The sequence below is a fragment of the Streptomyces nogalater genome (genome assembly GCF_039532885.1).
Taxonomy (GTDB): domain Bacteria; phylum Actinomycetota; class Actinomycetes; order Streptomycetales; family Streptomycetaceae; genus Streptomyces; species Streptomyces nogalater.
On the sequence record NZ_BAAASM010000075.1, the window covers coordinates 126,916 to 139,008 of the forward strand.

Genomic DNA, 12,093 nt, shown 5'->3' on the forward strand with positions numbered 1-12,093 from the left:
CCGGCTCCGCCGCGCAGGGCGGGGGCTGGACACTCGCCGGGTGCTCTGCGCCGATCCCCTCGGCGCCTCCGGCGTGATCCGCTGCGAAAGATCGCCCCCGTGTGCCCTGTCCGCCGTAGCGACCGGTCGCTAGGCTGACCCGCGGACGACGAACCGGGAGGAGCACGGACGTGGCCGAGAGCACCACCCAGCACAAGCCGCTCACGGGCTGGGACAAGCCGGAGCTGGACCTCAGCAAGGCCGAGTGGCAGTCCAGCAGCCGAGGGCTGGGCGATGTCCAGATCGCCTTCGTCGAGGGCTTCATCGCGATGCGCAACAGCGGCCGGCCGGAGAGCCCGTCCCTGATCTTCACCCCCGCGGAATGGGGCGCCTTCGTCTCCGGCGCGCGCGAAGGCGAGTTCGATCTCACCTGAACCGGGGGTGTCACACCCGGATTTCCGGACACGCGAGCGGCAGCGCCCCGCCGGGGGCCGGACCTGAGCCAGGCTGGCCCCAGCAAGGGGAAGGTCGTGTTCCGGAGGTGAGAAGGATGAACGCTGCGCCGGTCATCGCCGCGGTCGACGGTTCCTCGGACAGTCTGCGCGCCCTGGACTGGGCCCTGGACGCCGCCCGCCGCCGCGCGGCCCCGCTGCGCGTGGTGCACGTACGGCAGTACGCCGCCTGGGGCCAGGCCGGCGTACTGGTCGCCGGACCGCCCGACACCGAGGACGACCCGGTGCTCGACGAGGTGCGCACCCGGCTCGGGGACCACGCCGGGCGACCGGCCGTGGAGTACGTGGCCCTGGAGGGCGTACCCGGCGCCGTCCTGCCCGAACTCGGCGACGACGCCCAACTGCTGGTGCTCGGCTCCCGGGGCCGCGGCGGCTTCGCCAGCCTGCTGCTCGGCTCCAACGGCCTCGCCGCCGCCCGGGACGCCCGGTGCCCCGTGGTCGTCGTCCCCCCGCCCGGCCGCGAGGTACACGGGGAGGGCCCCGCCGGACCCGGGCCCCGGGTCGTCGTCGGACTGCACGCCGACAGCCCCGACGAAGACGTCCTCGCCTTCGCCTTCGCCGAGGCCGCCCTGCGCCACGCCCGGCTCCAGGTGATCGCAGCCTACCCGTGGCCGGTGCAGATCTGGACCGCGCCCGGCCAGCCGACGCCGCCCCTGGTCGACCAGGACGCCGTGGCGGACGAGACCCGCACCCTCGCCGACGGCTTCCTCGCCCCGCACCGCGAGCGCCACCCCGACGTCCGCGCCGCCACCGAGGCGCTGCCCGGCGACGCGGCCGGCCACCTGGTCGCCGCCTCCCGGGACGCCGACCTCGTGGTCGTCGGCCGGCACCGGCGGCGGCTCCTCGCCCCGGCCCGCATGATGGGCTCGGTCACCCAGGCCGTACTGCTGCACGCGGCGAGCCCCGTCGCGGTGGTACCGCCGGCCCCGCACAAGGAATGAGGCCGGGGGCGGCGCCCTAGCAGACCGCACCGCGCTCCGCAATCCCCCCGGAGCCGACCGGCGCCCCGCCGGCTGTGGGGCGCGACACCATGGTGCCCGGACACACCCGAACCTACGGTTCCGCCACCCCCGCCGCTCCGGCGCCACCCGCGCCGGAGCGGCCGGGACCCGTGTGTCCACCGAAGGAGCCGCCATGCCCCTGCCCCCGCTGCCCGGGGCCCCCACCGCGCGTCCCCGCGCCCGGCTGCTGCCCCGCCTCCTGCCCCGCCTGCTCGCCGTCCTCGCCGTCGTCCTCGGCACCGCGCTCGCCGCCCCAGCACCCCAGGCCCGCGCAGCCGTCACCCTCACCAAGGTGAGCGGCTTCGGGTCCAACCCGGGCGCCCTCACCATGTACGTGTACCGGCCCGCCACCCTGCCGGCCCGCCCCGCGGTGGTGGTGGCCCTGCACGGCTGCACCCAGAACGCCCAGGGCTACGCCGACAACTCCGGGCTGCCCCGGCTCGCCGACCAGGACGGCTTCCTGCTGGTGCTCGCCGAGACCGGCACCGCCAACAACCTCAACAAGTGCTTCAACTGGTTCCAGCCGGGCGACAACCGGCGCGGCCAGGGCGAGGCCCTGTCCATCCGGCAGATGGTGAGCCACGCCGTCACCGCCTACGGCGCCGATCCGGGCCGCGTCCATGTCACCGGCCTGTCCGCCGGCGGCGCGATGACCGCGGTCATGCTCGCCACCTATCCCGACGTCTTCTCCGCGGGCGCGGTCGTCGCCGGCCTGCCCTACGACTGCGCCCGGGACAGCGGCCCCTACCTCTGCATGAACCCCGGTGCCGACCGGAGCCCCGCCGACTGGGCCCAGCGGGTGCGCGACGCCTACCCGTCGTACACCGGGCCCTGGCCGCGCGTGGCCATCTGGTACGGCGACCAGGACACCACCGTCGTACCGCGCAACGCCGGTGAACTGCGCGACCAGTGGACGGCCCTGCACGGCCTGGCCCAGACGCCCACCCGGACCACGGTCATCGGGCCGGACGCCACCCGGCAGGACCAGTACCTGGCCGCCGACGGCACCGTGGCCGTCGAGGTCGACCGGGTCCCCGGCATCGGCCACGGCACCCCGGTCGACCCCGGCACCGGCGCCGAGCAGTGCGGCAGCACCGGCGCGCCGTACTTCCTGGACTCCATCTGCTCCAGCCGCTGGATCGCCCGGTTCTTCGGCCTGGACACCACCGGCCCCGGCGATCCCGGCCCGGGTGACCCGGATCCGGGCGACCCCGGCCCCGCCGCCTGCTGGACGGCGAGCAACTACGCCCACGTCCAGGCGGGACGGGCCACCACCGGCGGCGGCTACACCTACGCCGTCGGCTCCGGCCAGACCATGGGCCTGTACAACACGTTCGTCACCCACACCCTGAAGGAGTCACCCACGGGCTACTTCACCCTCGCCGACACCGGCTGCCCCTGACCGCAGTCAGCGGCCACACCACGCCGCCATGGTGGCCGGCACCGCCGAACGGGCCGTCATCATGGCGGCCCCACACATGTCCGCAGCCCCCACACCACCCCTAGCCTCCAGCGCGTCCCCAACCCGCCGGAGGAGCCGTATGGTCCCGCACCGCACACAACACCGCGCCCGGCCCGGCACGCTCGGCGCCCTGTCGCTCGCCGCCGTCTGCGCGCTCCTGACCACCCCGGTCACCCCGGCCGGCGCCACGACCGCCGCCCCCGGGAACCCGGACGCACACTGCGCCGGACGCGCCCTGCCGCGCGTACCCGGTGCCGCCCGCCAGCGGGCCGACTGCCTGGACGAACTGACCACCGCCAAGACCGTCGCCTCCGGGCACACCGACCCGGCCGACTACGCGGGCCTCACACCCAAGGACCTGCCCACGCCCACGGGCGTCCCCGGCATCCAGATCGACGGCTACTTCCCGGACACCTCCACCACCAACACCAACCACGGCTGGCACCACGACTCCCAGTTCGTGATCCGGCTGCCCGACCGCTGGAACGGCGGCCTGGTGGTCGCGGGCACCCCCGGCAACCGCGAGCAGTACGCGGGCGACCGGGTCATCGCCGACTGGGTCCTCGCCCGCGGCTACGCCTACGCCGCCACCGACAAGGGCAACACCGGCACGGCCTTCTTCCGCGACGGCCGCCGGCCCGGCGACGCCGTCGCCGAATGGAACACCCGCCTCACCCAGCTGACCCGCGCCGCCCGCACCGTCGTCACCCGGCACTACCACCGGCCCCCGGCCCGCACCCTCGCCACCGGCCTGTCCAACGGCGGCTACCTGGTGCGCTGGCAGCTGGAGCACCACCCGGAGCTGTACGACGGCGGAGTCGACTGGGAGGGCACCCTCTGGCGCGCCGACGGCCCCAACCCGCTCACCTTCCTGCCGGCCGCCCTGCGCCACTACCCCGGCCACGCCGCCGGCGGCCCGAAGGCACCCGAGGCCACGGCGGCGATGCACCGGGCCGGCTACCCGGCCGGCTCTCAGTTCCTGTGGCCGTACCACCACCAGGCCTACTGGGACCTCACCCAGCGCCTCTACCGCGAGGAACTCGACCCCGGCTACGACGGCGCCACCGAGGCGGGCACCCCGTACTGCGCCTCCGGCACCCCCGGCTGCGACGCCGACTACGCCTACCGGACCCGCCCCGCCGCCCGCCGGGCGGTCGACCGCATCGCCCTGACCGGCCGCATCGGCAAACCCCTGATCACCCTCCACGGCACCCTCGACGTGCTGCTCCCCATCAGCCAGGACTCCGACGTCTACGCCCGCATGGTCCACGCGGCCGGCCGCGGCTCCCTGCTGCGCTACTACCGCATCGAGGACGGCACCCACACCGACGCCCTGGCCGACACCTTCCCGGACCGGCTGCGCCCGATGGTGCCCTGCCACCGCGCCGCCTTCACCGCCCTGGAACGCTGGATCGCCGGAACGGCCCGCCCCCCGGCGGACCGCACGGTCGCCCGCCCGGCCGGCGCGGACCCCGCCACCCTGCTCACCAGCTGCCCGCTGCGCTAGCCGGTACCCCCGGGCGCCCACAGGTCACCCGGCGCAGCACGGGCACGTACCATGGCCGCATGTCGTTCCTCCGCCGCCGCAGCGCGACCCCCGCCGGACCCGACTTCGACGTGCTGGCCATGGACCCGGGCGACTGGCCGGGCAATCTCGGCGCGGGCCTGCTGCCCGCCCCCGACGGCACCTGTCAGGGTGTCTTCCTGCGCTACGACCTGTTCGGCGGACGCGGCCCCGCCATGATCATCGGCAATCTCCCCGAGGGCTCCCCGGCCCGTGACGTCGCCGAGGGCGAGATCCCCTTCGAGGTGGGCCAGCTGCTGCTGGCGCTGGAGAACGACGAGGAGGTCACCGTCGTCGGCACCGAGGACACCCCGGTGCTCCAGGGCGACAACCTCCTCATCGTGCGGCGGCTGAAGCTCTCCGAGAGCCGGATCTCCTGCGTCCAGTTCGACCGCAGCGACGGCGTCCTGGTGACCATCGCCGCCTGGGACCGGCCCATCACCGACGACCTGTACGCCCTGCTGAAGCCGCTCCCGGCGGAACTGTTCCAGCAGGGCTGAGACCTCACCGGCCGGCCGCGTCCTCGACCGTCACGTCCGCGGCCCGGACGAACGCGACCCGGTGGCCGTACTGGATCTCGTAGTACCGGTCCTCGCCCACCACCACCCGGTGCGCGCCGGGGGTGAAGGTGACGGCGTAGTAGTACTCGCCCGGCACCTGGTCACCGACCACGTACCGCTGCCCGGCCGGGATCGTGTAGGGCAGCGGCACCACCGACTGGGCGGGGACGTCCGCCGGATAGGCCGCCTTCTCCGGGTAGGCACGGCCGTACACCGGGACGCTCGCCAGGCCCTCGCGCGGGGTCACCACCAGGCCCCTCGCGGGCACCGCCGTCCGCTGTCCGGCCGGGTCGCGGAACCAGGCCCGCTGCCCGAGGTACCAGATGGCCGTCCAGTCGCCCCAGCGGCCGGCCACCGCGTACTGCTGGCCGGTGGAGACCCGCGAGGACAGATCGTTCACCCCGTCGGTCGGGTCCGTCCGCAGCCCGATGTCCCTGACCAGCGGCGCGTTCTCGTCGTGGTCCGTGTACAGCCGCACCTCGCCGGAGCCGTGCGCCGGGCACGGCTCGCCCTTGGTGGTGCAGCCGGTGTACACGGGCCGGTTCGCCTCGTAGTCCGGCAGCACCGTGAGCACGCCCGAGTGCGGCCCGGCCGTGCCCCGCAGCGGCCGGCCCAGCAGCCGGAAGTAGTGCCGCCAGTCCCAGTACGGGCCGGGGTCCGTGTGCATTCCGGGGATCGTGGAGGCGGTCGGCCCGGGCACGTTGTCGTGGCCCAGGATGTGCTGCCGGTCCAGCGGGATGCCGTACGCCCTGGCCAGGTACCGCACCAGCCGCGCCGAGGAACGGTACATGGCCTCCGTGTACCAGGTGTCCGGGGCGGCGAGGAAACCCTCGTGCTCGATGCCGATCGACCGGGCGTTGACATCCCAGTTGCCCGCGTGCCAGGCCACGTCCTTCGCCTTCACATGCTGGGCGATCAACCCATCGGTCGAGCGAATGGTGTAGTTCCACGACACATAGGTGGGGTCCTGGATCAGGTTCATGACCCCTTCCCAGGATCCCTCCGTGTCATGGATGACGATGTACTTGATCCGCTGGGAGGCCGGGCGGTCGCCCAGGTCGTGATTGCCGTAGTCGTGGTCCCCGAACTCCTCGTACGGCGCCGGGACCGAGGTGCACGAGACCGACCGGGGGCACTCGGTGCCGTCCGCCGGCAGCGTGCGCAGGCCCGCCCGCCGCAGCCGGCCGGTGTCGGGGGCCGGCCCGGGCCGGGCGGCCAGGGTCACCAGCTGGCCGTCGTCCGTGACCCGCTGCTCGCCGGTGCGCAGCACGTCGTACACGTCGTCGGCGTACGCGGCGGCGGTCGCCGTGTCGTCGGCGCCGGAGAACCGGGCCACCGCGCCGTACCAGTCGGCGGGATCGGCGCTCGCCGGCCCGCCCAGCTCCTTCTGCGCGGCGGCGAGCAGCGCGGCACCGCCGGCCACGTTCGCCACCGGGTCCGAACGCAGCCGCGCGGCCGGGATACCGGTCAGCTCCGCGGCCTCCGGCAGCGTCCGCAGCCGGGCCGGGACCGCCGCGGGCGCCGGAGTCCCGGCCGTGGGGCGCGGTGCCGGGGGCCGCAGTGCGGCACGGGCGGTGTCGCCGCGGGGATCCTCCGCCGCCCCGGCGAAGTGTTCCGCCATGGGATGCCCGGCGGTGGCGAGCGCGGTACGCGCGTCGGTCAGGTGCATCGGGCCGTAGCCGCCCGTCACGCTCGGCGCGCCACCGTGGCTGTCCCAGCGGGACTGGAGGTAGGAGACGGCCAGCAGCACGCTCTGCGGCACGTGGTAGTCGGCCGCCGCGGTGGCGAACGCCTGTTGCAGACGGTGCGCGGAGGGGCCCGGGGCGGGATGGGCGGGGGCCGCGCCGAGCAGGGACAGCAGCAGGGCCGCGGAGGCGAGCGGGACGGCGGCCCGCGGCGGGCGTCCGGGGCCGGCCGGGGCCGGGGGAGCGGTGGCGGGTCCTCGCAAGGCGGCCTCCAGTGAAGGACGGGGCGTGCGGCGCCGGGTGGGTCAGTCGTACCGGTTCGCCGACGACCCGTCAATGTCGCCGGCCGACAGGCGACTTCCCACGTCACGGAGGGAACGGGTGATGCGTCAGGGAGGGGTCGGGCGACGCGTCCCCAAGGGGTCCGGGGGATTTTCGCGGCGGCGCTGCCCGGGCCTGCGAGGCGTCACCGGCGTACACCACCGGCCGCCGCCCGCCCGCCCCGGGCGAAGGGCCGCGGTGCGCCGCCGGACGCAGGACCGCGGCGCGCCGCCGCTGGGGGCGCACCGCGGGGCCGTCCTCCGTCCTCAGCGCGTGCCGACCGCCGCCCGCACCGCCCTGCGGACCAGCTGGCAGTCGTCGTGCAACCGCCGCAGCAGCAGCCGCTGTTCCTCGCCGGACTGCAGGGCGCCCGGCTGCGTCGCTCCCGGGGGTACGGGGGCCGCCTCCTGCATCGAACGCTGCACGGCCGTCTCGTACGTGCGGACCTCCCGGGTCAGCAGCAGCATCAGGTTCACCAGGAAGGCGTCCCGGGAGGCCGGGCCCGCCGACTGGGCGAGCTGGCTGATGTGCCGGCGGGCCACCGGAGCGGCGTCCCCGAGGACCAGCCACAGCGTCGCCAGGTCGTACCCCGGCAGATACCAGCCCGCGTGCTCCCAGTCCACCAGCACCGGACCGGCCGGGGACAGCAGGATGTTCGACAGCAGGGCGTCGCCGTGGCAGAACTGGAGCATGCCCTGCCGGCCCACCTCGTGGGCGATGCCGTGCAGCAGCTTCTGCAGGTCGCCGAGGTCCCGGTCGGTGAGCAGGCCCAGCTCGTGGAACCGGGAGATGCGGGCCGCGTAGTCCAGCGGCATGTCGAAGGTGCCCGCCGGGGGACGCCAGGCGTTCAGCCGGCAGATGGCGCCGAGCGCGGCCCGGATGTCCGCGCGCGGAGGTGCCTCCATCGGGTGCCGCTGGAACGCCACCGGGCGGCCCGGCAGCCGTTCGATCACCAGCGTGCAGTTGTCCGGGTCCGCCGCGATCAGCCTCGGCACCCGCACCGGCGGCCGGTGCCGGACGAACGAGCGGTATGCGGCTATTTCCTGCCGGCTCCGCTCCACCCACGCCGGCGAGTGGTCCAGCAGGCACTTGGCGACCGCCGTACCGCGTCCCGTCGTCCCGACCAGGAGGACCGACCGCCCGTTGCGCCGCAGCACCTGCACCGGTGCGAACTCGGGGCAGATCCGCTGCACCGAGGCGAGCGCGGTCCGCAGCTGCGCGCCCTGCGGGCCGGACAGGTCCAGCCGCCCGCTGAGCGGCTGGGCCCCGGGCCGGCCCGGTACCCGCCGTGGCCGGCCCACCCCCGGCACGGGGACGCCGGGACGCGCCACCGGGTCCAGGTACGGCCCGCCACCCGCAGGACGGGAGCGCAGCGGCCGGGCCGGGGCGGACACGGAGGACGATGCTGCGTACATGGGGAAGACAGATCCCTTCGTGTGCCTGCTGTGCCTGCCTGTACGTCCGCACTCCGAACCCGTGCTCGCGGGAGTGTGCCCCGTGAGCGTGGTTTCGGGAGCGTACGCCCACCCGACCCGGCCCTCCGGGCACACCCTGGGGAATGTGCCCGGCATGTGCGACCGGATGGCCGTCACCGGGAGGTGGCGGACCAGGTCGGGGTGGCGCTTTCCTACCTGACACCCGATGAGCGGTGGCACACCATCTGGCGCACCCTGGCGAACCGTGGCGAATAGTCGCCCGGCAACCCGCACCCGGCTACTGTCAACTCAGCCGAGAACCTGGGGGCTTGACGTGAGCGGACGACCCAACACCCGCCTTGCGGACCTGTTCGGCCTGGCCGGCTGGTCGAAGGGCGAACTCGCGAGACTGGTCAACCGGCAGGCGGCGGCCATGGGCCACCCCCAGCTGGCGACCGACACCTCCCGGGTGCGGCGGTGGATCGACATGGGAGAGATCCCGCGCGATCCCGTGCCGCGGATGCTGGCGGCCCTGTTCACCGAGCGTCTCGGCCGTGTCGTGACCATCGAGGACCTCGGTCTGGTACGGCAGGGGCGTGCGGGGAAACGACAGGGCGACGGGATCGAGGAACACCCCGACGGCCTGCCCTGGCCGCCCGAGCGGACCGCCGCGGTCCTCACCGAATTCACGGGAATGGACCTCATGCTCAACCGACGCGGCTTGGTGGGCGCGGGTGCCGCGCTCGCCACGGGATCCACACTCAGCGGTGCCATGTACGAATGGCTGCACACCGACCCGGCCCTGAGGGCCGATGCCCCTGTTCTCGACGACCCTTTGCACGCCGATCCGGCCGGCTTCGACCGGTACGAGGCCGCCCCTGTCGGATCCCAGGAGATCGAGGCGCTGGAGCACTCGGTCGGGGTGTTCCGCGCGTGGGACGCGGCCCGTGGCGGCGGGCTCCAGCGCAAGGCGGTGGTGGGCCAGCTCAACGAGGTGGGCGGCATGCTCGCCTACCACCATCCCCCCCACCTTCAGCGGCGCCTGTGGGGCGTCGCCGCCAACCTGGCCGTCCTCGCGGGCTGGATGTCGCACGACGTCGGCCTGGAACCCACGGCGCAGAAGTACTTCGTGATCGCCGCCCACGCCGCCCGGGAGGGCGGTGACCGGCCCCGGGCGGGGGAGGCGCTGTCCCGGGCGGCCCGGCAGATGGTGCACCTCGGCCGACCGGACGAGGCCCTGGACCTGATGAAGCTGGCCCAGTCCGGTGCCGGGGACCGTCTCCAGCCGCGTACGAAGGCGATGTTCCACACCATCGAGGCCTGGGCACAGGCGGCGATGGGCAAGGGGCAGGCGATGCGCCGCACGCTCGGCCGGGCGGAGGACCTGTTCGTCACCGACCGGCGGGACGCGGCGACACCGGACTGGATGCAGACCTTCAAGGACGAGGACCTGTACGGCATGCAGGCGCTCGCCTACCGCACCCTGGCGGAGTTCGACCCGAAGGCGGCCGGTCCCGCCCAGCACTACGCGCAGAAGGCCCTGGCCCTGCGGGTGGACGGACGGGAGCGGTCGAGGATCTTCGATCATCTGTCCATGGCGTCGGCCTGCTTCATCGCCGACGACCCCGAACAGGCCGACCGCTACGCGCGGCTGGCCCTGATGGCGATGGGCTCGAACTCCTCGCGTCGCACCTGGGACCGGCTGCGGGAGATGTACCGGCTGACCGCGCAGTACGCCGGCTATCCCAGGATCCAGGAGCTGCGCGAGGAGATCAGAGTCGCCCTGCCCAAGCAGCGGGCCAGGAAGGACGGTGCCGGCGCGCAGGTGTAGGGGACCTGCGCGCCGCCCGGTCCGACGGGCCGGTGACCGTCAGGGGGTGACCTTGGCGGCGAGCACGCACGCGTCGTCCTCGCGCCCGGGGTGGTCGAACTCCTCGACGACCGTGCGCACACAGTCCCGTGCGGTCTGCGCGGGGCCGAACCGGGGGGCGAGGCCGAGCAGCCGGTCCACGGTCGCGGTCCCGCCGTGTTCCGGCAGCAGTGCGCCGGTGTGCAGCAGGAGCAGGTCGCCCGGTCGCAGGGTGACGGCGGACTCCTCGTAACCGGCCGTGGAGGAGGCGCCGAGGGGGGTGCCGTCCGGTGCGTCCAGCAGGTGCCCCGTCCCGTCGCGGTACAGCAGCGGGGCGGGGTGTCCGGCGCGAGCCCACACAAGGGTGCGGGTCGTGGGCAGGTAGCGGCAGCAGACGGCGCTGCCGAGGGTGGGCTGCGCGGCGGTGTCCAGCAGCCGGTTGAGCAGGGTGAGCAGCCGTCCGGGCCGGGTGCCGGTCATCGCCATGCCGCGTACGGCGCCGAGCAGCGTCGCCATGCCGGAGGCGACGGCCACGCCCTGTCCGGTGAGGCCGCCCACGGTGAGCAGGGTCTGGCCGTCGGCCAGCTCCAGCGCGTCGTACCAGTCCGCGCCGATCAGGGTGGCGGTCGCGGCCGGGAGGCGGTGGGCGGCCAGGTCCAGGGCCGCCGGCCCCTGGTGCGGCAGCCGCAGGGAGCCGTGCCAGGGCGGCAGCACGGCGTCCTGTAACTCGGCCGCGATCCGGTCCTCGGCCTGCTCCCGCCGGCGGTGCCGGTGCAGAAAGTCACGGGTCTCGGACACCGTCCGCTGGCTGCGGCGCAATTCGCTGACGTCGCGGAGCACGGCCCACATGGAGGTCGTGCCGCCGTCGGCGCCGAGCACGGGTTCGCCCATCATGTGCACGGTCCGTACGGTGCCGTCGGGCCGTACGACGCGGAACTCGCCGTCGATCGGCTTGGCGTCGACCAGGCAGGCCGTCACCATCTCGGTGAGTTCCGGCCGGTCCTCCGCCAGGACCAGACCGGGCAGCTCGTCCAGGGTGAGGGCGGGCCCGGCCGGGTCGAGACCGAGGATCCGGTACAGCTCCGCGGACCAGGTGGCCCGGTCCGTCAGCAGGTTCCACTCGGCGCTGCCGACGCGGGCGAGCAGCGAACCGCCGGGGGCGGCCGACTCCGGCGCCGGCGCGGCGGCGGACGGTGTGTCCGGCCGGGCGGGACCGGGCGGCGGGCCGTCCCGCAACTGGGCCAAGTGGGCGTCGATGTCGTTCAGTTGACGCAGGGCGAGGTCGTACAGGGCGCGCTGCCAGCGTTCCTCGGGGTCCGCTCCGTCGCCGCGGGGGGTGTCACGCCGTACGGCGTCCACGTCGCCCTTGAGCCGCCGCGTCTGCCTTATCAGCGCCTCGACCGAGCCACGGCCGGGCGGCTGGGCGGCTGGGCGGTCCGCTGAGACTGGGGACGGCATGACGCACTCCGGTATGGGGGACGGTACGGCGGGTGACGGCGGGGACCGTTACGACTCTCGCACAGCCCGCGACCGGCTGTAAGGGATTTGGCAACACACGTTACGGTGGTGCCAAAGGCATATGCCAGAGTCCTTCCGGAGGGATCCATGGGGACGAAAGGCGTACCCGTCGCGGCGTCCAAGTCGTAGGAATCGTACGTGTGTTGGGCGAGACGGGCGGTCCGGCGCCGGTGTTCGGGCGGACGTTCGACAGTGCCGCGTTCCCGGGAGCGCCGGAGCGGCCGGTA

The 12,093-nt window shown here is 74.5% G+C and carries 9 protein-coding genes; 6 read left to right on the top strand and 3 right to left on the bottom strand.

The features are described from left to right. Window positions 1-170: 170 nt before the first annotated feature. The 5 genes from ABD350_RS36680 (at window position 171) to ABD350_RS36700 (ending at window position 5,018) form a co-directional block, all read left to right on the top strand. A complete protein-coding gene (locus ABD350_RS36680) occupies window positions 171-413 on the top strand; it encodes a DUF397 domain-containing protein (RefSeq protein WP_344353570.1) in 243 nt (80 codons plus the stop codon). 116 nt (window positions 414-529) lie between these two features. Then, a complete protein-coding gene (locus ABD350_RS36685) occupies window positions 530-1,432 on the top strand; it encodes a universal stress protein (RefSeq protein WP_344353572.1) in 903 nt (300 codons plus the stop codon). 193 nt (window positions 1,433-1,625) lie between these two features. Further along, the gene (locus tag ABD350_RS36690; protein WP_344353574.1) at window positions 1,626-2,894 is read left to right on the top strand and encodes an extracellular catalytic domain type 1 short-chain-length polyhydroxyalkanoate depolymerase; all 1,269 of its coding nucleotides are present in this window, start codon (window positions 1,626-1,628) and stop codon (window positions 2,892-2,894) included. Between the two features lie 139 nt (window positions 2,895-3,033). Further along, window positions 3,034-4,461, top strand: a complete 1,428-nt coding sequence (locus tag ABD350_RS36695; protein WP_344353575.1) for a 3-hydroxybutyrate oligomer hydrolase family protein — start codon at window positions 3,034-3,036, stop codon at window positions 4,459-4,461. Between the two features lie 59 nt (window positions 4,462-4,520). After that, window positions 4,521-5,018, top strand: a complete 498-nt coding sequence (locus tag ABD350_RS36700; protein ID WP_030783931.1) for a glycosyltransferase family protein — start codon at window positions 4,521-4,523, stop codon at window positions 5,016-5,018. Window positions 5,019-5,022: 4 nt separating this feature from the next. Here the strand turns inward: ABD350_RS36700 and ABD350_RS36705 are convergent, their stop codons facing one another. Then, window positions 5,023-7,026: an N-acetylmuramoyl-L-alanine amidase gene (locus ABD350_RS36705; RefSeq protein ID WP_382466671.1), complete on the bottom strand. Its 2,004-nt coding sequence runs from the start codon at window positions 7,024-7,026 to the stop codon at window positions 5,023-5,025. Between the two features lie 324 nt (window positions 7,027-7,350). After that, window positions 7,351-8,499, bottom strand: a complete 1,149-nt coding sequence (locus ABD350_RS36710) for an aminoglycoside phosphotransferase family protein (protein WP_344353578.1) — start codon at window positions 8,497-8,499, stop codon at window positions 7,351-7,353. Between the two features lie 334 nt (window positions 8,500-8,833). Between ABD350_RS36710 and ABD350_RS36715 the strand changes: the two genes are divergently transcribed. Beyond that, window positions 8,834-10,330, top strand: a complete 1,497-nt coding sequence (locus tag ABD350_RS36715; protein WP_344353580.1) for a DNA-binding protein NsdB — start codon at window positions 8,834-8,836, stop codon at window positions 10,328-10,330. A gap of 39 nt (window positions 10,331-10,369) precedes the next feature. On the opposite strand, the gene ABD350_RS36720 is transcribed toward ABD350_RS36715, so the two are convergent. Beyond that, window positions 10,370-11,806 carry a PP2C family protein-serine/threonine phosphatase gene (locus ABD350_RS36720; RefSeq protein ID WP_344353582.1) on the bottom strand — a complete coding sequence of 479 codons (1,437 nt, stop codon included), beginning with the start codon at window positions 11,804-11,806 and terminating at the stop codon, window positions 10,370-10,372. Window positions 11,807-12,093: the final 287 nt, after the last annotated feature.